Annotated in this window: 14 protein-coding genes; 9 read left to right on the top strand and 5 right to left on the bottom strand. The window is 67.4% G+C overall.

Annotated elements, in window-relative coordinates:
• Window positions 1-13 precede the first annotated feature (13 nt).
• Window positions 14-1,369, top strand: coding sequence for a malonyl-CoA decarboxylase (locus tag ACJ7IV_RS03270; protein ID WP_483865742.1), 1,356 nt, complete (start codon window positions 14-16; stop codon window positions 1,367-1,369).
• Complete coding sequence (locus ACJ7IV_RS03265; RefSeq protein ID WP_483865741.1) at window positions 1,366-2,883, top strand: malonate--CoA ligase; 1,518 nt, start codon at window positions 1,366-1,368, stop codon at window positions 2,881-2,883. The genes ACJ7IV_RS03270 and ACJ7IV_RS03265 overlap by 4 nt, the downstream gene beginning before the upstream one ends.
• Before the next feature lie 62 nt (window positions 2,884-2,945).
• On the opposite strand, the gene ACJ7IV_RS03260 is transcribed toward ACJ7IV_RS03265, so the two are convergent.
• Window positions 2,946-3,590 carry a flavin reductase family protein gene (locus ACJ7IV_RS03260; RefSeq protein ID WP_483865740.1) on the bottom strand — a complete coding sequence of 215 codons (645 nt, stop codon included), beginning with the start codon at window positions 3,588-3,590 and terminating at the stop codon, window positions 2,946-2,948.
• A gap of 104 nt (window positions 3,591-3,694) precedes the next feature.
• Here ACJ7IV_RS03260 and recC point away from each other — a divergent pair, with 104 nt between their 5' ends.
• The 6 genes from recC to ACJ7IV_RS03230 all read left to right on the top strand — a co-directional run bounded on the left by recC (window position 3,695) and on the right by ACJ7IV_RS03230 (window position 15,581).
• Window positions 3,695-7,294, top strand: a complete 3,600-nt coding sequence (gene recC, locus ACJ7IV_RS03255; RefSeq protein ID WP_483865739.1) for an exodeoxyribonuclease V subunit gamma — start codon at window positions 3,695-3,697, stop codon at window positions 7,292-7,294.
• The gene (gene recB / locus ACJ7IV_RS03250) at window positions 7,291-11,292 is read left to right on the top strand and encodes an exodeoxyribonuclease V subunit beta (RefSeq protein WP_483865738.1); all 4,002 of its coding nucleotides are present in this window, start codon (window positions 7,291-7,293) and stop codon (window positions 11,290-11,292) included. The genes recC and recB overlap by 4 nt, the downstream gene beginning before the upstream one ends.
• Window positions 11,285-13,447 carry an exodeoxyribonuclease V subunit alpha gene (recD, locus tag ACJ7IV_RS03245; protein ID WP_483865737.1) on the top strand — a complete coding sequence of 721 codons (2,163 nt, stop codon included), beginning with the start codon at window positions 11,285-11,287 and terminating at the stop codon, window positions 13,445-13,447. The genes recB and recD overlap by 8 nt, the downstream gene beginning before the upstream one ends.
• Window positions 13,448-13,566: 119 nt before the next feature.
• Entirely contained in the window at window positions 13,567-14,772 is a 1,206-nt protein-coding gene (locus ACJ7IV_RS03240; RefSeq protein ID WP_483865736.1) for a GGDEF domain-containing protein, read from the top strand.
• A 187-nt stretch (window positions 14,773-14,959) separates the two neighbouring features.
• A complete protein-coding gene (locus tag ACJ7IV_RS03235) occupies window positions 14,960-15,322 on the top strand; it encodes a site-specific integrase (RefSeq protein ID WP_483865735.1) in 363 nt (120 codons plus the stop codon).
• Complete coding sequence (locus ACJ7IV_RS03230; RefSeq protein WP_483866540.1) at window positions 15,300-15,581, top strand: tyrosine-type recombinase/integrase; 282 nt, start codon at window positions 15,300-15,302, stop codon at window positions 15,579-15,581. Before ACJ7IV_RS03235 ends, ACJ7IV_RS03230 begins: the two co-directional genes overlap by 23 nt.
• 104 nt (window positions 15,582-15,685) lie before the next feature.
• Here the strand turns inward: ACJ7IV_RS03230 and ACJ7IV_RS03225 are convergent, their stop codons facing one another.
• From ACJ7IV_RS03225 to rloA3, 3 genes are all read right to left on the bottom strand, one after another.
• The gene (locus ACJ7IV_RS03225; protein WP_483866539.1) at window positions 15,686-17,068 is read right to left on the bottom strand and encodes a DegQ family serine endoprotease; all 1,383 of its coding nucleotides are present in this window, start codon (window positions 17,066-17,068) and stop codon (window positions 15,686-15,688) included.
• A gap of 141 nt (window positions 17,069-17,209) precedes the next feature.
• Window positions 17,210-18,184 (bottom strand): calcium/sodium antiporter, encoded by a 975-nt coding sequence (locus ACJ7IV_RS03220; protein ID WP_483865734.1) that lies wholly within the window; start codon window positions 18,182-18,184, stop codon window positions 17,210-17,212.
• Window positions 18,185-18,225: 41 nt separating this feature from the next.
• Window positions 18,226-18,756 (bottom strand): retropepsin-like aspartic peptidase RloA3, encoded by a 531-nt coding sequence (rloA3, locus tag ACJ7IV_RS03215; protein ID WP_483865733.1) that lies wholly within the window; start codon window positions 18,754-18,756, stop codon window positions 18,226-18,228.
• Window positions 18,757-18,978: 222 nt separating this feature from the next.
• On the opposite strand from rloA3, the gene ACJ7IV_RS03210 reads away from it, so the two are divergent.
• On the top strand, window positions 18,979-20,337 hold the full coding sequence (locus tag ACJ7IV_RS03210) for a glycosyltransferase (RefSeq protein ID WP_483865732.1): 1,359 nt from the start codon (window positions 18,979-18,981) through the stop codon (window positions 20,335-20,337).
• Between the two features lie 56 nt (window positions 20,338-20,393).
• Here ACJ7IV_RS03210 and ACJ7IV_RS03205 read toward each other — a convergent pair whose 3' ends face one another.
• The gene (locus ACJ7IV_RS03205) at window positions 20,394-21,431 is read right to left on the bottom strand and encodes a hypothetical protein (RefSeq protein WP_035414650.1); all 1,038 of its coding nucleotides are present in this window, start codon (window positions 21,429-21,431) and stop codon (window positions 20,394-20,396) included.
• Window positions 21,432-21,507 lie beyond the last annotated feature (76 nt).

Below are 21,507 nucleotides of genomic sequence, written 5' to 3'. Positions count from 1 at the left end.
GGGAACCGACGCCATGAACATGACCTTCCTGCAGGAGCTGTTCAACAACATCACCCAGCGCGACGCCCTGCTGCGGCGTCGGCGCGGGGGTGACGAGTCGCCGGACCACGAGGATCTGGTGGCCGCCTGCCACGCCCTGCTCGAGAGCGATGGGGAGGCCTCGAGCATCGCCCTGGCCAGCCGCGCGCTGGACATGTACGAGTGCCTCGCCAACGACGAGCGCCTGGCCTTCTTCGTGCGCCTGGGCGGGGAGTTCGCCGCCGAGCCGACGACCATCGACGCCGCCTACGCAGCCTACCGCGAGAGCCGTGACAATGCCGCCCTGGAGGCGCTGTTCGAGGCCTGCGAGCCGCGCCGCCAGGAGCTCTTCCGGCGCCTCAACCTGGCCCGCGACGGCACCTACGCACTGGTGCGCATGCGCGAGGACCTGCTCGGTATGCTGCGCGAGCATCCCGAGCTCACCGCCATCGACGGCGACTTCGCGCACCTGTTCGGCTCCTGGTTCAACCGCGGCTTCCTGATGCTCAAGCGCATGGACTGGAACACCCCGGCCTCGATCCTCGAGAAGATCATCCGCTACGAGGCGGTGCACGAGATCCGCGACTGGGACGACCTGCGCCGCCGCCTGGACGCCCGCGACCGGCGCTGCTTCGCCTTCTTCCACCCGGCGATCGGCGACGAGCCGCTGATCTTCGTGGAGGTGGCGCTGTGCAAGGGGCTGCCGGCGCGCATCCAGCCGATCCTGGCCGGCGAGGAGAGCGGCGTGGAGGAGCCTGAGGAGGCCGATGCCGCCGCCTTCTTCGGCATCAGCAACTGTCAGACCGGCTTGCGCGGCATCTCCTTCGGCAACTTCCTGATCAAGCAGGTGGTGCAGGAACTCAAGCAGGAGCTGCCCCAGCTCAAGCACTTCGTGACCCTCTCGCCGGTGCCGGGCTTCGCCCGGTGGCTGGCCGAGCGGCGCGACGACGAGGCCCTGCCGGCGGCCACCCGCGAGGCACTGGCGTCGCTGGAGGCACCCGACTGGCACGCCGATGCCGAGCGCGCCGAGGCGCTCAAGGCCCGGCTGCGCCCGCTGGCGGCGCGCTACCTCGCCGAGGAGAAGAACGCCCGCGGCCTGCCGCTCAACCCGGTGGCCCGCTTCCACCTGGGCAACGGTGCCGAACTGCACCGCATCAACTGGCTCGGCGACGTCTCGACCAAGGGGCTCGAGCAGGGCGCCGGGCTGATGGTCAACTACCTCTACGTGCTCAACGACATCGAGCGTAACCACGAGAACTACACGGCCCACGGAACCGTGGCCTGTTCGAGCGAGGTGAAGGACCTCGTGCGCAAGGCCAGGAAGCAGGCCAAGGGAGAGACAAGCAAATGAGCCACAACCTGTTCGAGACCTTCGCCCGCCGCATGCACGAACGCGGCGATGCCGACTTCATTACCACCCGCGAGGGGCGCCGCTACTCCCATGCCGACGCACTGGTCGCGAGTGCAAGCCTGGCCGGTGCCCTGGTGGAGCTGGGCGTGGCGCCGGGCGACCGGGTGGCGGTGCAGGTCGACAAGAGCCCCGAGGCGATCCTGCTCTACCTGGCCACCCTGCGTGTCGGCGCCGTCTACCTGCCGCTCAACACCGGCTATACCGGCGACGAGATCCGCTACTTCCTGGGCGATGCCGAACCGGCGCTCTTCGTCTGCCGCCCCGCCGCGGTGGAGGAGGCACGGAACATCGCCGCCGAGACCGGATGCCCCGCGGTACAGACCCTGGGCACCGGAGCCGACGGCAGCCTGATGGAAACGGCCGCCGCGGCCACCCCGCGCGAGGCGGTGGAGCCCCGCGAGGAGAACGATCTGGCCGCCATCCTCTACACCTCGGGCACCACCGGACGCTCCAAGGGAGCCATGCTCACCCACCGCAACCTGGGCTCCAACGCCGCCACCCTGATGGAGGCATGGCGCTTCATCGAGTCGGACCGGCTGATCCACGCCCTGCCGATCTTCCACACCCACGGGCTGTTCGTGGCGTGCAACGTCACCCTGATGGCCGGCGCCAGCATGCTCTTCCTGCCGAAGTTCGATGCCGACGTGATCTTCGAGGAGATGCCCCGCGGCACGGTGCTGATGGGCGTGCCTACCTTCTATACCCGCCTGGTGGCCGACTCGCGCCTCACCCCCGAGGTCACCGCCAGGATGCGCCTGTTCGTCTCCGGTTCGGCACCGCTCACCGCCGAGACACACCAGGCCTTCGAGGAGAAGACCGGCCACGCCATCCTCGAGCGCTACGGCATGACCGAGACCAACATGAACATCTCCAACCCCTACGACGGGGCGCGCCGCGCCGGCACCGTGGGCCAGCCACTGCCCGGGGTGGAGATCCGTATCACCGACCGCGAGACCGGCGACGTGGTGCCGGCCGGCGAGATCGGCATGCTCCAGGTGCGCGGCCCCAACGTCTTCATCGGCTACTGGCGCATGCCCGAGAAGACCCGCGAGGAGCTGCTGGAGGACGGTTTCTTCATCACCGGCGACCTGGCCCTGGTGGACGAGCACGGCTACGTGCAGATCGTCGGCCGCGACAAGGACCTGGTGATCTCCGGCGGCTTCAACGTCTACCCCAAGGAGGTGGAGCAGGTAATCGACGAACTCGAGGGGGTGGTGGAGTCGGCGGTGATCGGCCTGCCCCACCCCGACTTCGGCGAGGGGGTCACCGCCGTGGTGGTGCCGCAGCCGGGCGTCGAGCTCGACGAGGCCGAGGTGCTGGAGCACCTCCAGGGCCGCCTGGCCAGGTACAAGCAGCCCAAGCGGGTCTTCTTCGTCGACGGCCTGCCCCGCAACACCATGGGCAAGGTGCAGAAGAACGAGCTGCGCAAGCGTTTCGACGCCACCTACAGCTGAGCCTTTCGGGTTGACGCTTAGGCCGCGCCGGCGACCTCAGGCCGGCGCGAACAGCGTCAGTCTCACCGCTCGCCCCGGCCGAGGGAGCTCCCCGAGGCGGGGCGTTTCACCTCGAAGAGGTCGCTGCAGCGGGCATAGTCGTTGCCGGCCATGCGCCCGATGGGCCTGAGCCCCTCGGCGCTGACATGGCGGCCGTCCCACAGGGCGTCGTCGACATGGATCGAGACCACCTCGGCGAGCACCAGGTTGCCAGCCAGCGGCTGGTCGCCGAAGCGGATGATCTCGCGCAGCCGGCAGCCGAAGGCCACCGGGGCGCCGGTCACCCGCGGCACCGAGACGCCCGGCATGGCGACCTTCTCGAGCCCGGCGTGGATGAACTCGTCGGCGCCGTGCTCGAGCCCCGCGCTGGTGGCATTCATCTCCTGCACCAGCCCCTCGCCGCTGATATGCACCACGCACTCCGCCACCTCGCCGAGGTTGCGGATGGTGTCCTTGGGATTGCCGTCGCCGTCGAGCAGCGGCGAGAAGCCCAGCACCGGCGGATTGACGCTCACCACGTTGAAAAACGAGAAGGGTGCCAGGTTGGCGTTGCCCGCCGCGTCCAGGGTCGAGACCCAGGCGATGGGGCGCGGGCAGATGCTGCCCGAGAGCAGGCGGTAGACCTTGCCCGGGCTCAGGGCGTGTTCCTCCAGCAGGTAGTCGCTCATGTCAGGGGCTCCGTGTGCATCGTGATGTGCCGATGGTAGCCCATTCACCACCACCCTGTGGCACCATGATCCTGTCTCCCGGCACCCAGCGAAGGAACCGCGCCATGTCCGCCCACGACGACTCCGCCCTGCAGCCCGGCTTCATGGTGATTCACGGCAACCGCCTGGAGTCGCTGCGCGGCCTGGCGGTGGAGTGGATGCGCCGCCACCCGCTGGGGCCGCTGGAGAACGAGACGACCCTGGTGCAGAGCAACGGCATCAGCCAGTGGCTCAAGCTGGCGCTCGCCGAGGACCGCGCCCACGGCGGTGCCGGCATCGCCGCCGCCCTCGACGTGACCCTGCCCGCGCGCTTCCTGTGGCAGGCCTACCGGGCCGTGCTGGGCGAGGAGCAGGTACCGCCGGTCTCGCCCTTCGACAAGCCGCGGCTGGTGTGGCGGCTGATGCGCCTGCTGCCCGCCCTGCTCGGCTCGCCGACCTTCGCCCCGCTGGCTCGCTTCCTGGAAGATGACGACGACCTGCGCAAGCGCCACCAGCTCGCCGAGCGCCTGGCCGACCTCTTCGACCAGTACCAGGTCTACCGCGCCGACTGGCTCGCCGCCTGGGCCGCGGGCGAGGACGTGATCCTCACCGCCCGGGGCGAATCACGCCCGCTCGCCGAGGAGCAGCGCTGGCAGGCCGAGCTGTGGCGGGTGCTGCGCGATGACATCGGTGAGCAGGGGCTCGCCTCCAGCCGCGCGGCGGTCCACGAGCGCTTCCTCGCAGCCTGCAGCGAGCTCGACACAACGAGCCGACCACCCGGCCTGCCGCGCCGGGTCATCGTCTTCGGTATCTCCTCGCTGCCGGCCCAGACCCTGGAGGCGCTGGCCGCCATGGCGCGGGTCAGCCAGGTGCTGCTCTGCGTGCACAACCCCTGCCGCCATTACTGGGCAGACATCATCGAACACAAGGACCTCCTTCGAGCCGAGAGGAAGCGTCAGCAGCGCCGCCCCGGCATGCCGGCGGACCTCGCCGAGACCGAGCTGCACCTCCATGCCCAGCCGCTGCTGGCCGCCTGGGGCAAGCAGGGCCGCGACTACCTGCGCCTGCTGGACGAGTTCGACGAGCAGCAGGCCTATCGCGGCCTGTTCGAGGGCGAGTCGCTGCGCATCGACCTCTTCGACTCGCCACTCGGAGAGGCCCCTCAGGAGGCCGAGCCCAGCCTGCTGCGCCAGCTGCAGGACGATATCCTCGAGCTGCGCCCGCTGGCCGAGACCCGCCAGGCCTGGCCCGCCGTGGACCCGAGCCACGACCGCTCGCTGCGCTTCCAGGTCGCCCACAGCGCCCTGCGCGAGGTGGAGGTCCTCCACGACCAGCTGCTCGCCGCCTTCAGCGAGGACCCGACCCTCAAGCCCCGCGATATCCTGGTAATGGTGCCCGACGTCGACCAGTACGCCGCCGCGGTGCAGGCGGTGTTCGGCCGGCTGGACGCCGAGGATCCGCGCCATATCCCCTTCACCCTCTCCGACCAGGCCAGCCGCCACCGCCTCCCCCTGCTGATCGCCCTGGAACAGCTGCTGCGCCTGCCGGAGCTGCGCCTCTCGGTAAGCGACCTGCTCGACCTGCTGGAGGTGCCGGCGGTGCGCGCGCGCTTCGCCATCCCCGATGGCGGGCTGCCCACCCTGCGGCGCTGGATCGAGGGTGCCGGCATCCGCTGGGGGCTCGATGCCCGCCAGCGCCAGAGCCTCGACCTGCCGGAGGGGCTCACCGCCAATACCTGGGCCTTCGGCCTGCGCCGGCTGCTGCTGGGCTATGCCGTGGGCGCCGCCGCCGAGGGGCCCTGGCAGGGCGTGGAGCCCTATGACGACATCGGCGGGCTGGAGGCGGCGCTGGCCGGCCCGCTGGTCAATCTGATCGACACCCTGGAGGCGCAGTGGCGTCGGCTGGCCGAGCCCTGCGACGTCGTCATCTGGGGAGAGCGGCTGCGCGAGCTGCTGGAGGCCTGCTTCCTGGCCGACTCCGATCAGGACCTGATGGCACTGACCCGCCTCGAGCAGGCGCTGGAGGCCTGGCAGGAGAGCGCCGAGGAGGCCGGGCTCACGGAGCCACTGCCGCTCTCCGTGGTGCGCGAGCACTGGCTCGCCCAGGTGGACGAGGCGAGCCTCTCCCAGCGCTTCCTGGCCGGGGCCGTGAACATCGCCACCCTGATGCCGATGCGCGCCATCCCCTTTCGCCACGTCTGCCTGCTGGGCATGAACGACGCCGACTACCCGCGGGTGCAGCGCCCGCTGGATATCGACCTGATGGCCCAGGACTACCGCCCCGGCGACCGCTCGCGTCGCGAGGACGACCGCTACCTGTTCCTGGAGGCGCTGCTCTCGGCCCGGGATCGGCTGAGCATCAGCTGGGTGGGGCGCAGCATCATCGACAACACCGAGCAGCCCCCCTCGGTGCTGCTCGGCCAGCTGCGCGACCACCTCGCCCGCGGCTGGCGGCTGGCGGGAGATGGCGACGAGGACGGCAAGGCACTGCTGCAAGCCCTGACCACCGAGCACCCACTGCAGCCCTTCAGCGTCGACTACTTCCGCGAAGGCTCGCGATTGGCCACCTATGCCCACGAGTGGCGCGAGCTGCATCGCCCGGATGCCGAACCCGCGCCGACCGCGGTCGCGGAGCCTGCGCTTTCGCCCTACCGGCAGGAGAGCCCGCTGACCCTGGCCCAGCTGGGCAACTTCCTCAAGGCGCCGGTGCAGGCCTTCTACACCACACGCCTAAAGGTCCATCTGGAAACAGAGGCCATGGAGCGGCTGGACCACGAGCCCTTCACTCTCGATGGCCTCGACCACTGGCAGCTGCAGCATGCGCTGATCGAGGCGAGCCGCGCAGCGGTAGAGGCCGGTGAGCCCCATGAGCCCGCCATGCAGGCCACCCTGGAGCGACTGGAACGCGAGGGGCGCCTGGCCATGGGCGGCTTCGCCGAGCGCATGCGCGACAAGCTGGTCGAACCCATGGACAGCCTCTTCGCCGACTATCGCCAGGTGCTCGAGGAGTGGCCCCACGCCATGCACGAGCCGCTGGATGTCTCGCTGGACCTGCAACGGGAGCTGGGTGACGGCCTGGTGCTGGAGGACTGGCTGGGCGAGCTGCGCGTCAACGACGCCATGGAGCGCTGCCGGGTGCTGCTCACCACCAGCAGCCTGGTCAACAAGGGCAAGTACCACTGGAAGCACTGGCTCACACCCTGGGTCGCCCATCTGGCCGGCCAGCTCGAGGGGCCCATGACCACACGGCTGCTCTCCCGCGCCGGCGGCGGCACCCTCGCCCCGCTCCCCGCCGAGCAGGCCCGGGCGCACCTGGCGAATATCGCCGTGGCCTGGCGCCAGGGCATGGCCACCCCCCTGCCCCTGGCCAGGGACACCGCCTTCGCCTGGCTGGAGAAGGGCGGCACACCCCAGGCCATGCAACGCTGCCTCGCCGGCAGGGTCGGCGAGGTGGACGACAAGGCCTGGAAGGTGCTGGACACCGTCTACTACGGCAGCGGCTACAACGGCGACCACGGCGAGCGCGGCCGCGACCCCTACCTGATGCGCCAGTGGCCGACGCTCGAGGCGATGCTGAGCTCGCCCGAGGGTGGCGGCCTTGCCGAGCTCGCCGAGCGGCTCTACGCCCCGCTATTACACGCGGTACGCAAGCCGAAGGAGAAGAAGGGCAAGGGAGGCAAGGCATGAGCACCGATAACCAGACGCCAGCCACCCTGGACCCGATCCACCTGCCGCTCACCGGCAGCCGGCTGATCGAGGCCAGCGCCGGCACCGGCAAGACATTCACCATCGCCCTGCTCTACGTGCGCCTGGTGCTGGGCCCGCGGGACGAGACCGACACCGAGAGCTTCCCCCGCGCCCTCACCCCGCCGGAGATCCTGGTGGTGACCTTCACCAACGCCGCCACCCGGGAGCTGCGCGACCGCATCCGCGCCCGGCTGGTGGAGGCCGCCGATGCATTTCAATCGGGTGGAGCCCCCAGTTCCGGGAGTGCAGCAGAAGATCCCTCCGAAGGGGCGCCTGGGGCAGGTCGTCGCGGAGGCCCTACGCCAGGGATGGCGTCGGTAGCGCCCAGGGAGGAGTTCACAGCGCCTCCGCAGTGGTCCGACACCTCGGGACCTGCGCCAGGGGAAGCCCCGTCCATAACAGGGGATCTCTTCGCAGAACCGCCAGTGGATAACTTGGGCTCAGTGGATAATTCCTCTGCTGGTTCCGCTCCCTCCGACGACCCACTGCTCGCCCTGCGAGACAGCTACCCCCGCGAGCGCTGGCCCGCCTGCGCCCGCCGCCTGCAGCTGGCCGCCGAGTGGATGGACGAGGCCGCGGTCTCCACCATCCACTCCTGGTGCCACCGCATGCTGCGCGAGCACGCCTTCGAGAGCGGCAGCCTCTTCTCGCTGGAGATGAACCTCGACCAGTCGGAGCTCGAGCTGGAGGTCGCCCGGGACTACTGGCGCAGTTTTTACTACGCCCTGGACGCCGACGCCCTGGCGGTGGTCACCCGCTACTGGGAGACCCCCGACTCCCTGGCCGAGGACGTGCGCCGCCTGCAGGGCGACGCCGAGCTGCTCCCCGACGCCCCGCCCCCCGCCGCGGCACTTGCCACCATGCAGGCCGAACGCGAGCGGGTCCTCGGCGAACTCAAGGCGCCCTGGCCCGCCTGGCTCGACGAACTCTCGGAGGCACTGGAAGCGGCTGCCACCGCCAAGGCCTTCGACCAGCGCAAGCTCAACAGCAAGAGCCGCGCCGACTGGCTGGCGAAACTGCGCGACTGGGCCGGCGACCCCGAACTCACCGCCCCGTCGCTGACCGACACCGCCTGGAAGCGTCTGACGCCGGAGGGCATGGCCGAGATCTGGAAGACGGGCGAGCCCCTGGACCACCCGGCTCTGCACGCCCTGGCCGAACTGCCGAAACGGCTCGCGGCCCTGCCCGATGCCCACGCCGACCTGCTGGCCCACGCCGTGCGCTGGATGAGCGAACGCCGCAGCCGGGTGCAGCAGCGCCGTGCCGAGCTCGGCCCGGACGACCTGCTCGAGCGCCTCGACACCGCCTTCGCGGGGCCCTCCGGCGAGGCCCTGGCCGCCCACGTGCGCCGGCAGTTCCCGGTGGCCCTGGTGGACGAGTTCCAGGACACCGACCCGGTGCAGTACCGGCTCTTCGACCACGTCTACCGGCTGGCCGAGGACCCGGACCCCGACGCCCCCAGCGGCATCCTGCTGATCGGCGACCCCAAGCAGGCGATCTACGCCTTCCGCGGCGCCGATATCCACACCTACCTGCAGGCACGACGCGACACCGCCGGACGCCACGTCACCCTGGGCACCAACTTCCGCTCCGCCGGCGCCATGGTCGAGGCCGTCAACCGAGTGTTCCGCTTCGCCGAAGGCCAGCCCGCCGGCCGCGGCGCCTTCCTGTTCCGCTCGCCTGAAGGCGACAATCCGGTGCCGTTCTTCCCGGTGTCGGCGAAGGGCCGGAAGGATTCGCTGACCCGCGACGGCAAGCCCCTGCCGGCCCTGACACTTTGGCACTTGAAGGGCGACGAGGCCGAGGGGCCGAACGACGGGCTCAGCAAGGGCGCCTACTTCAAGGAGATGGCCGCGCGCTGCGCCACCCATATGGCCGAGCTGCTGCGCGAGGGCCAGGCCGGACGCACCGGCTTCGCGGAGCCGGGCGAGCCCTTACGGGCGCTGGCGCCGTCGGATCTTGCCGTGCTGGTCAACAACGCGACCGAGGCCAGGGCGATCCGTGCCGCGCTGCTCGAGCGCGGCATCAAGAGCGTCTACCTCTCCGACAAGGAGGGGGTGTTCGAGACCCCGGCGGCCCTGGAACTGGAGGTGTGGCTCGCCGCCTGTGCCGAGCCCGACAGCGAGCGGCGCCTGCATGCGGCGCTGGCGATGCCCAGCCTCGGCATGGGCCTCCACGATCTCGACGCCCTGCAGCACGACGAGCTGGCCTGGGAGGAGCGCGTGCTGCAGTTCCGGGCCTACCACCGCCAGTGGCAGCGCCAGGGCGTGCTGCCCATGCTGCACCGGCTGCTAGCCGACTTCGCCGTGCCCACCCGGCTGCTCAGGAGCGCCAGTGGAGAGCGCCATTTGACCGACCTGCTGCACCTGGGCGAGCTGCTCCAGCAGGCCAGCGCCGAGCTCGACGGCGAGCACGCCCTGCTGCGCCATCTCAGCGAGGTCCGCGCCCAACCGCCGGCACAGGCCGACACCCACCGCCTGCGCCTGGAAAGCGACGCCGACCTGGTGCAGGTGATCACCATCCACAAGTCCAAGGGGCTGGAGTACCCGCTGGTCTTCCTGCCCTTCATCTGCGCCTTCCGCGAGAAGAAGGCCAGCGACCTGCCGCTCACCTGGCACGACGCGGCGGGACGCCGCCGGCTCTCGCTGGAACCCGACGAAACGGTACTGGCCCGCGCCGACGACGAGCGCCTGGGCGAGGACCTGCGCAAGCTCTACGTGGCCCTGACCCGCGCCCGCCACGCCACCTGGTTGGGTCTCGCCCCGCTCAAGGGGCTGGAGCGGAGCGCCATCGGCCAGGTGCTGACCGCCGGTGCGCCGCTCTCGCCGACCTCGACGGACGGCCTGCTCGACGCCCTCTTCCCCCTCGCCCAGGGCGCGGAGGAAACCGAACTCAAGGTGCTGCCGGCGCCGGAGTCCAGCGATCTCGCGGTGCCCGTCGAGGAGAACGGCGAGGCCCTGCGCGAGGCGCTGACGCCGGCCCGGCGCGCCCGGGAGCACTGGTGGATCGCCAGCTACTCGGCGCTGCGGCTGGGTGTCGAGCGCATCGGAGGTGAGGGGGAAGAACCCGAGACCGCGCTCCTGATGGAAGAGCCCGAGACCGCTCTGGAGGCCACCGCGCGGGAGATGCGCGACGAGCCCAGCGACCCGGCCCAGCCTGTCCAGCCGACGAGTGACGATTCGCTGCACCTCTTCCCTCGCGGCCCGGCGGCGGGCACCTTCCTGCACGGTCTGCTGGAGTGGGCCGGCCAGGAGGGGTTCGCGCGCCTGGCCGCCGAGCCCGAGCGCCTAGACGATACCCTGGCGCGGCGCGCCAACCTGCGCGGCTGGCGAGAGCGCATCCCGGCGCTGCAGGCCTGGCTGCGCGGGTTGCTGGCAAGCGAGCTGCCGGTGCCGGATGCCCCCGAGGGGCCGGTGACACCACTGCGCCTGGACCGGCTGCAGGGCGCTCGCTATCAGGTGGAGCTGGAGTTCTGGTTCGCCGCCCACAAGGTCGACACCACCCGTCTGGACACCCTGGTGAGCGCCCATACCCTGGGCGGCATTGAGCGTCCGGCGCTGGAGCGCGACCGGCTCAACGGCATGCTCAAGGGCTTCATCGACCTGGTGGTGGAGCACGAGGGGCGCTTCTACGTGCTCGACTGGAAGTCCAACCACCTGGGTCGCGACGACGCGGCCTACAGCGAGGCCGCCATGGCCCAGGCGGTGCTCGAGAAGCGCTACGACCTGCAGTACTGCCTCTACCTGCTGGCCCTGCACCGCCTGCTCGAAGCGCGACTGCCGGACTACGACATCGACCGCCACCTGGGCGGCGCGCTCTACGTCTTCCTTCGCGGCCAGCATGCTCCCTCCTGCGGCGTGCACCGCGAGCGCCCACCCCGCGAGCTGATCGAGCAGCTCGACGCCCTGTTCCGCGACGCCGAGGCCAGTCATGAGTGATCACCCGCACACCGCCCATGCTGCCCCCATCGAGGCCCTGCACGACGGCGAGGCGCTCTTCACCCTGCTCGACCGCTGGGTGGCCCGCGGCTGGCTGCGCGCCCTGGATCGCGCCTTCGCCGCCTTCCTGGCCCGCGAGGTGCCGGATGCCCCCGCCCCGCTGCTGCTGGCCGCGGCGCTGGCCAGCCACCAGCTCGGCCGCGGCCATGTCTGCCTCGACCTGGCCCAGACCCTGGCCGAGCCGGACCTCGCCCTCTCACTGCCGCCGGAAGGCGACAGTCTGGAAGATCCGCCGCCAAGGCCCAGTGCCCTGCTCGGTGAGCTCGCCCTGGCCGACTGGCAGGCCGCCGTCGCGCATCCGCTGATCGTCGGCGACGGCCCCGGCAGCACCCCGCTGGTGCTCGACGGTACCCGACTCTACCTGCGCCGCTACTGGCACCACGAGCGCTCGATTAGCGAGCATATCGCCGCCCGGCTGGAGGGCGATGCCAGCGACACCCGCGACACAGTCATCCTGGCCCGGGCCCTCGCCGCCCTCTTCCCAGAGAGTGACAAGCTGGACTGGCAGAAGGCCGCCTGCGCCCTGGCCGCCCGCTCGCCGTTCGCGGTGATCACCGGCGGCCCGGGCACCGGCAAGACCACCACCGTGGTCAAGCTGCTCGCCCTGCTGCAGACCCTGGCACTGGGCGGCGGGCAGCGAGCGTTGCGCATCCGCCTGGCCGCCCCCACCGGCAAGGCCGCCGCACGGCTCAACGAATCCATCGCCGGGCAGGTTTCGGGGCTCGACCTGACGGCCCTTGCGCCGCTGCTTGCCGGTGCCGAAGACGAGATCGCCCGACTTCGCCAGGCGATTCCGACACGGGTCACCACCCTGCATAGGCTGCTGGGCTCGCGCCCCGATACCCGCCACTTCCGCCATGACGCCCGCAACCCGCTGCCGTTGGACGTGCTGGTGGTGGACGAGGCCTCCATGGTGGACGTGGAGATGATGGCCGCCCTCCTCGACGCCTTGCCGCCCCGGGCCCGCCTGGTGTTGCTGGGCGACAAGGACCAGCTCGCCTCCGTCGAGGCCGGCTCGGTGCTGGGCGACCTCTGCGCCCGGGCCGAGGGCGGCCACTACACCCCCGAGACCGCCGATTGGCTCAGCCAGGCCACCGGCCAGGCGCTGCCCGAAGAGATGCTCGACCCCGAAGGCACGGCGCTGGACCAGGCCATCGCCATGCTGCGGGTCAGTCACCGCTTCGATGCCGAGAGCGGCATCGGCCGGCTCGCCGGCGCGGTTAACCACGATGCCCCGGGGCACGAGAAGCGCGTCGCCATCCGCAAGGTGCTGGGCCACGGCTATGCCGATCTCTCGCATCTGAAGATTGAGAAAGACGGTGACCGCAGCCTCGAGCGACTGGTGGTCTCGGGCCACGCCGCGGGCTTCCCGAATGCCGGGGAGGGCCGCACGCTGCGCGGCCAGCCGCTGCCGCCGCCAGTAGGCTATCGCCACTACCTGGAGGTCATGACGGCCGCAGCACCGCGGGCGGGCACGGATGGCGAGATCAACCGCGAGGCCCTGGACGACTGGGCCCGGGCGGTGCTGGCCGCCCATGGCCGGTTCCAGCTGCTCTGCGCCCTGCGCCGCGGCCCCTGGGGCGTGGAGGGCTTGAACGAGCGCATCCGCGCCGCGCTGGAGAAGGAAGGATTGATCGACAGCGGTGACGGGCACCGGCTCTGGTACCCCGGGCGCCCGGTGCTGGTGACCCGCAACGACTACGGCCTGGGGCTGATGAACGGCGATATCGGCATTACCCTGGCGCTGCCCGACACGGCAGCCCCAGGCGAGGGCACCGCTCACCGGGGCCCTGCGCTACGCGTGGCCTTCCCCGCCGGGGACGGCAGCGGCCAGATCAAGTGGGTGCTGCCCAGCCGCCTGCAAGCGGTAGAGACGGTCTACGCCATGACGGTGCACAAGTCCCAGGGCTCGGAGTTCACCCACACCGCCCTGCTGCTCCCCGACGCCCCCAACCCGATCCTGACTCGGGAGCTGGTCTACACCGGCATCACACGCGCCCGCCACTGGCTCACACTGGTGGAGACCGGGCGCAGCCAGCTGCTGGACGCGGTGGAACGGCGCGTGATGCGGGTCAGCGGGCTGGGCGCCGGCTGAGCGTTGGCAGCCGTCCGTTTTCCCGCCACCTTGTAACGCTTATATTGCAGCGGGCTGGCGTCGACACGGGCGCCACCCTGCTCATGCCATCGTTTACTCCAGGACCGGGAGAACGGCCCTTGTCATCACCCACCCCACGCTATCCGCTGCACTGGCTCACCGGCCAGTTCCGGGAGCCGGCCAGGGAGGCGAGCTATCGCCGGGAGATCGCGCCCCGGGTGCGCCTCGAGTCTAGCGTGGCGATCTGCGTGGCGGCGCTGGTCTTCGGCATGTTCGCCATCTCCGACTACCACTATCTCGACGCCGGCATCGAGCTCACCCTGCTGCTCACCATGCGCCTGGTGGTGGTGGTCGCCTGCCTGGCTCTCGCGGTCGCGATCGGACGCCTGGGCGACTTCAGCCGCCGGCTGTGGCTGCACGCCCTGCCCCTGTGGATACTGGCGACGGGCATCATCCTGATCGCGCTCCTGCGCCCCGAGAGCCTCGCCACCCAGGTCACCGCGCTGGTGGTGGCCACCATCGCCTTCTACCTGCTGATACCCAACCTGCTGCCGGTGGTGGCATTCGCCAGCCTCTACCTCAACCTGGGGTTCCTGGCCGCGGCGGTGGTGATGACCGATACCCCGGCCGTGGTGGTGTTGCGCATCGGGCTGCTGCTGGTGATGACCAACGCCGTGGGCTTCTTCGCCCTGCTGCGCCTGGAAAGGCTGCAGCGGACGCAGTTCGCGCTGCTCGAGGAGGAGCGGGTGCAGAACCGCCAGCTGATGGACGAGATCGCCCATCGTAAGTCGCTGGAGGCACAACTGCGCCAGGTCGCCGAACAGGATGCGCTAACCGGCCTGGACTCGCGCCGCCACTTCATGGCCCGCGCCGAAGCGCTGCTACGCCGCGCGCGGCACGAGAAGGCCCCCTTCAGCCTGTTCATGATCGACGTGGACCACTTCAAGATCATCAACGATACATGGGGGCACAGCCAGGGCGACTCGGTGCTTAAGGCGATCGCGGAGACCTGCAAGCACTCGCTGCGCCCCCAGGACGTCATCGGCCGTTTCGGCGGCGAGGAGTTCATCGTCGCCCTGCCGGACACCCACCCCAAGGACGCGCTGATGGTGGCAGAGCGCCTGCAGCAAAAGGTCAGCGAGCTTCAGGTGATGGAAGCGATGCCCGACCACCGCCTGACCGTCACCATCGGCATCGCCGGAGTGCTCGAGGAGGAGACCGACCTGGATGCCCTGATCCAGCAGGCCGACTGCGCCCTCTACGCCGGCAAGCACGGGGGAAGAAACCAGGTGGTGATAAGTCAGGAGGTGGAAGACGAGGCTTAATGGGGAGCCATGATGCTTCGCCATAGAAAAGCTGCAATTACCTTCCCTGACAAAGGTAACTTTCGGCCAAAAGCGGACAATCATAATTTCCTAAAATAGGAATTCGGAAAACATCCATTACCCTTAATTAATAATGATAGAAGAATTTTGGGCCATCCTAGAGATTTGACCCTAGGAGAGCGGCCCCATGAACACTCCCTCTGAAAAACATCACTCCCCGTGGAACAAGGGCAAGCTGGTTGGCCAAAAGCACCCACTCCGATTGAAAGACGTTTGGGCTATTCGTGTCAGGCTTCAACTCAATAATAGACAACGTGACTTGGCGCTGTTTGAACTAGCCATTGATAGCAAGCTAAGAGCCTGCGATTTGGTCGCATTGCATGTCCGAGACGTCTCTCACGGAGATATGATATCTTCCCGAGCCATTGTAATGCAGAGAAAGACCCAAAGACCGGTCCAATTCGAGATAACCGAAAAGACTCGTAGCGCACTACGCCAGTGGATCAAGAACGAAAGCCTTGGAATGGATGATTTTTTTATTTCCGAGTAGAAAATCGAGGCAGCTTCATTTATCTACCCGTCAGTATGCTCGGATAGTAAAGAACTGGGTGACATCCATTGGCTTGGACTCGTCTTCTTATGGGACTCACTCACTCCGGAGAACGAAAGTCACGATCATCTACCGTCAAACCAAAAACTTGAGAGCGGTGCAACTTCTCCTTGGCCATACGAAACTGGAGAGCACTGTCAGATATCTTGGAATAGAAGTCGACGATGCGTTGATCATGGCCGAACAAACTGATGTCTAGCTGCAAGGTGCCGGGAGAGTATTCGACACCAAGAAGGTATGACAATGCGCCTCGGCGAAACGCGTCGCCGAGGCGCTACTGGCAGAGATGCACTTCAGCTGTGATCAGTCATCATGGCCCAGTTGCAGGGCCACAAAGTAAGCACGGCCCTCTCGGTTGAGCAGCACAGGCACTGCTCGGTCATCCGGCAGGCTGGTCAGCATCTCCTTCAGCTGTTGTGGACCCTCTACCGGCTGCTGGCCCAATCTGACCAGCACATCGCCGGGGCGGATACCGGCGGCAGCGGCGTGGCCGGTCGGGTCGACCTTGGCGATGCGCACCCCGTGCTCGAGACCGAGCCGGCGCTTCTCCATCTCGGTTAATGGCTGGACCACGATGCCGAGTCGAACCGAGTCGCCATCGGATTGCTCGGGGCCGGCATTCGGCCACTCGCCGACTTCCACCGTAATGGTCTCGCGCTGGCCATCGCGCAACACAGAGAGCTCAACGTCTTCGCCAGGCGCAGTCTCACCGATCAGGCGCGGCAGGGTCGTGGAGCGGTCCACTTCCTGGCCGTTCACTTCGAGGATGACGTCTCCTGCCTGAAGGCCACTGTCCGCCGCGGGGCCGCTGGGGTCGAGTTCGGCGACCAAGGCACCCTCGGCCTGCTCCATGCCGAAGGATTCCGCGAGGTCCTTGGACACCGGCTGGATGCTGACGCCGAGCCAGCCGCGGCTCACGTAACCCTCTTCGCGAAGCTGGTTGGCGACATCCAGTGCCACGTCGATGGGGATGGCGAAGGAAAGGCCCATGTAGCCGCCGCTACGAGTCAGGATCTGGGAGTTGATGCCCACGACCTCGCCATCCAGGTTGAAGAGCGGCCCGCCCGAGTTGCCCGGGTTGATCGCCACGTCGGTCTGGATGAAGGGGACGTAGACGTCCTGGGGCAGCGTGCGGTTGATGGCGCTGATGATCCCGGACGTCACAGAGTGATCGAAGCCGAAGGGGGAGCCGATGGCGGCGACCCACTGGCCGACCTTGAGGTCGGTGGATTCACCGAGCTCGAGGGTAGGAAGATTGTCCGCCTCGACCTTGAGGACCGCCACGTCGGTCTTTTCATCGGCACCGACCAGCTCCGCCTCGAGCTCACGGCGGTCGTTGAGGCGGACCAGAATCTCGTCGGCCTCCTTGACCACGTGGGCGTTGGTCATGATGTAGCCGTCTTCATCGAAGATGAAGCCGGACCCCAATGACCGGCGTGGCGTATCACCTCGGTTAGGTCCGCCATCAGGCGGCATCGGGAAGCGGTCGCCGAAGAAGTGGCGGAAGATCTCCGGCACCTCCTGCCCACCAAATTGCCGAGAGGACGTCATGGACCTTTCGACATCGCGGGAGGTGGAGATGTTGACCACGGCCGGCGCGGCCTTGTCGACCAACTCCGTGAAATCCGGCAGTCGTGACTCGGCAAGGGCGGGCGTTGCCACAAGCAACAGCAGGGCCAGGCTCATCAGCCAGGAGAGCGAATGACGCTTGGGTATCACGATGGGCTCCTGTCTTTCGGGTGCATGAAACATGACAGCGCCCTTGATACAGCAACCACGTGGCAAAGTTCCTTACCCGAAACCAACCCTGGCCTGCGACGGGTTCGCTCAGGCCGTCATCACGGCATTGACCAGCCAGCCGTTGTAGACTACCAGGCCCAGCAGCAGAACGCTGGCCTCGATGCGATTGATGCGCCCTTCGCCGCGGAACCCATAGCCCATGACGAACAGGCTCACAACCATGGCCATCATCACCGGCCAGTCACGCAGCATGATATCTACTGAAAGGGCCTCCATCGGCGCGATGACACCGGCAATGCCTACCACCGCCAGCAGGTTGAACATACAGGAACCCACGACGTTGCCCATGGCGATATCGTGTTCTCCCTTGCGTACCGCGGCGATCGATGACGCCAGCTCGGGCAGGGAGGTACCGAGGGCCACGATGGTCAGGCCGATGATGAGGTCGCTCACGCCCAAGGCACTCGCCACGGAGACGGCCCCCCACACCAGCATCCGCGAGCTCACCAGTAGCAGCGTCAGGCCGACCACCAGCCAGACGATGGCCCTGCCGAGCGTCATGGCATGCGAGGCGAGCTCCTGCTCGGTCTCCGCGGCCAGCGGGTCACCCTTGCCACGCAGTGCCGTCCAGATCGTCCAGCCCATGAGACCGAAGAACCCGAGCAGCAGTAGCAGGGATTCCAGTCGGCTGAGCTGTCCGTTCCAGAAGAGTGCCCCGGCCACGGCCCCAAACAGCAGCAGCAGCGGCAGTTCACGGCGAATGATCGTCGAGTGGACGGCGATCGGCACGATCAGTGCCGTCACTCCAATGATCAGGCCAATGTTGTAGATGTTGGATCCTAGCGCATTGCCGAGGGCCAGGTCGGGGTTGCCATCCAGGGCCGCCATAATGGATACCACGATCTCCGGTGCCGAGGTGCCGAACCCGACGATCACCATGCCAATTACCAGAGATGGCAGTCCGAGATGTCCGGCCACCGCCGCGGCGCCCTCGACGAAGCGGTCGGCACTCCACAGGAGCAGCACGATCCCCAGGATGATGGCCAGAATTGGTAACAGCACAGCGTCTCCTCAATGGTCGCGAGTGGCATGACAGCGTCCCGTCAGATGCCGATGTCTTCGTCGTAATCATGGTCGGCGTGGCGAATCAGTTGGCTATTCTCATCACAGTCGGGGTCATGCACGAAGGTGCGCGTGACATCGACCTCCCCCAGGCTCTGGATAGTGCGACGCCCGAGCAGCACGGGATAGTTCATGTCATCGCGATCCTCCAGGCTGAACTGCTCCTCATGGAGGGTCTGGCCCATGCAGATCGTCATCAGTACCACGGGGCGACGATCCTCCCCACCGGCGCCACTGACCAACAGGTTACGAAATACCTCACGTTCGAAGGTGCGTGATACTACCTCATCCGTGTCCTCATCCTCGACTTCGACGGTGAAGCGCACCCACTCCTCGCCGTCACGTTCGAATGTCTCGATCTCTTCGGCTTGCATCGAGGAAGTGAGCGCACCGGTGTCCAGTTTTACCTTGACCTCGGCCCCCCAGGGTTCGACGGTGGCGGTCTCCACCCAGCCATAGGTCGCCGCGTCTGCGCCCATGGCGGCGCTGGCCAGCCCTCCGGCGACAACCAAGATCGTTGCATAACATGCTGATTTTAAATATTTCATATCTAGGCTACTCCTTGCTATAGAACGGTATGCCGCCCTGCGGCTTAGGGCCTTGTGCCAAGCCCCTCCCTGACCAGGTCACTACAGTGAAGTTCCGGATCCCGATAAGTTGGTATGAAGGCAGGACTGGAGGATCCTGAGTGAGGCCGTCAGAATCGCGCCGCAGACCCACCTTGGAGCACCCATGTGAATATCCTGATGTTCACCAACACTTTCCTGCCGATTGTCGGTGGCGTCAGCGAGTCAGTGCAGCGCCTAAAGCGACAGTTGCAGGGGCAAGAGCACAGGGTATTGCTGGTAGCGCCGAAACTGGAGGGCCAGCCGAAAGAGGAAGAGGGCGTGATCCGAGTCGCCGCCGTTCAGAACTTCAATGGCAGCGACTTTTCCTTGCCGGTGCCGATTCCCGGACAGCTGTATGACGCCATCGAGGCCTTCGAACCCGATATCGTGCATTCCCATCACCCCTTCCTGCTGGGCGATACAGCCTGTCGCGCCGCCGAGACCTATGGACTGCCGCTGGTATTCACGCACCACACCCTCTACGAACACTACACCCACTATGTGCCAGGGGACTCGCCACGGATGCAGCGCTTCGCTACCTCCCTGGCGACGCAGTACACCTGGCTGTGCGATGCCGTGATCGTCCCCAGCGAGAGCATTCGTCAGCTGCTTCTCGAGCGTGAGGGCAACCCAGCCATCAGCGTGGTGCCCAGTGGCGTCGCAACGGCACGGTTTGCCCAGGGGAATCGGTGCTACTGGCGTGAGCGTCTCGGGATCCCTCAACAGGCCTACGTGATTGGGCACGTAGGTCGCCTGGCTCACGAGAAGAATCTGGCTTTTCTTGCCGAGGCGGTTAGCCAAGCCCTCCAGGCTTGCCCGACGGCTCATTTCCTCGTGGTGGGTGAAGGTGCGGCTCAATCCAGCATGGTCAACATTGCTAACTCACGGGGCGTTTCCGACCGCCTGCACTTCACCGGTCGACTGCAGGGCCAGGGACTGATCGACGCCTACCACACCATGGATGTCTTTGCCTTTGCTTCCCACAGCGAGACCCAGGGGATGGTGGTGGTCGAAGCCATGGCCGCCGGCCTGCCGGTCGTCGCGGTGTCGGCCCCCGGCATCCGCGAGGTGGTGATTGATGGCGACAACGGTCGTCTGCTTGACAGTGACGATGTCGAGGCGATGGTCGATGCCCTGGTGAGCCTGCAGGAACCCCAGCGCCGTCTTCCTCTTTGCGAGTCTGCACTGGTGACGGCCGCGACCTATGATGAAGCCCGTTGTGCTGAGCGATGCCTTGCCGTGTATCGGCAGGTCATTGCTCAAGGTGGCCCCTTAACCCACGCCGACGATGGCGGATGGGAGCGGATACGCAGCCGACTGGGCGCCGAGTGGCACATGCTGTGCTACCGGGGCCGTCTGCTCAAACGCCTGGTGCGGTCGGAACTGAGTGAGCATGGCCCCGCCTGGTTGCCGGAAAACAGCGAAGGTGCCCCAACACCTACCGGAACGGTCGACAGTGACGTCGATACTGGGTCGGGTCGCTGATTGTGTGGAACAGAATCCCCTTTCATCAAACTCCAGAAAACGCCTTACCGCCGAAGTCAGGAAACATTAAGCAGGCTATAGGGTGCCTCGCAGGCGTGCCGCTCGTCGCGTTCGTCGATGCTGCCGAGGGCATAATTGCGGTCGTTGTCGTAGGCGACGAAGAGTCGGTCGTGATCCAGCACCGCCAGTCCTTCCGCCTTGTGCTCGAACTCCAGCGGCAGGCCCGCCGGCGTGGTCACAAGCGTCGGGCGACGCCCGGCACGGAAGTCCTCCAGGCCGACCTCCCACAGGTAGCCACCGATATGCTCCTCGCCATTCGCCTCGACCTCGTAGCTGTTCAGCAGGTAGAGGCGTGCGTGGTAGGGGTCGTACTCCAGGCTTGAAAGACCACAGTCATAGCGGACCGCGGGGTCATCACCAGGCTCGAAGGCATAGAGTTCGCGGAGCTGGTCGATGAACACCAGGTTGCCGCCCTCGCTGATCTCGTAGTGGGCCCCCACGACCCGGCTCACATAGGCGAAGTCATCGTGGGCACGCCCCTGCTCACGCACCCCGAACAGCAGCAGGCCGTCGCCACGCTCCCCGGGGATGGCGGCGAGCCCCTCGATCTTGTAGTAGGGAAAGCCGATGGCATGATCGAGCTTGCTACGCAGCTCCAGCGAGCCCTCCACGCCATCCCGCGGGTCCGGGTCCACCACCTGCACCCGCTCCGGCTCGCCCAGCGGCCAGATCAGCAGGTGGTTGTAGTCGTTGAGGGCGTGGCTCTCCGCGTCGATACGATCGAACCCCGTGGTGGCCAGCACGTGGCGGCCATCGGCGGTGAGGGCCAGGTCCTCGTACTTGACCGCCTGCTTGATCAGCGGGGTGGTGAAGTACTCGAGCCGACTGTCGTCGGGCCCCTGGGGCGTCATCGGCACGGCAAACACCGCCGAGCGCGCCTCGCCGGGGATGGGCTTGTCGCTGGCCAGTATCAGCCGCTCGCCGTCGAAGAGCACCGCGGACACCTCGGCATTGACCAGCTTACCTTTCTCATCCCGCAGACCAGCGGTGAAGCAGTGGATCGTACCTTGCTGCAGTATTCTGGCGCTCGTCATGGTAGAGGATCCTCCTGGATATCGGGGGGCAAATGAGAGCTTACTAGGCCTATGTGCGAGGGTCGAACGCTCAGGG

It is taken from the genome of Halomonas sp. C10-5 (assembly GCF_057169305.1).
The sequence above is the reverse complement of the archived record's forward strand: the minus strand, read 5'-3'. Positions and strand labels throughout refer to the sequence as shown.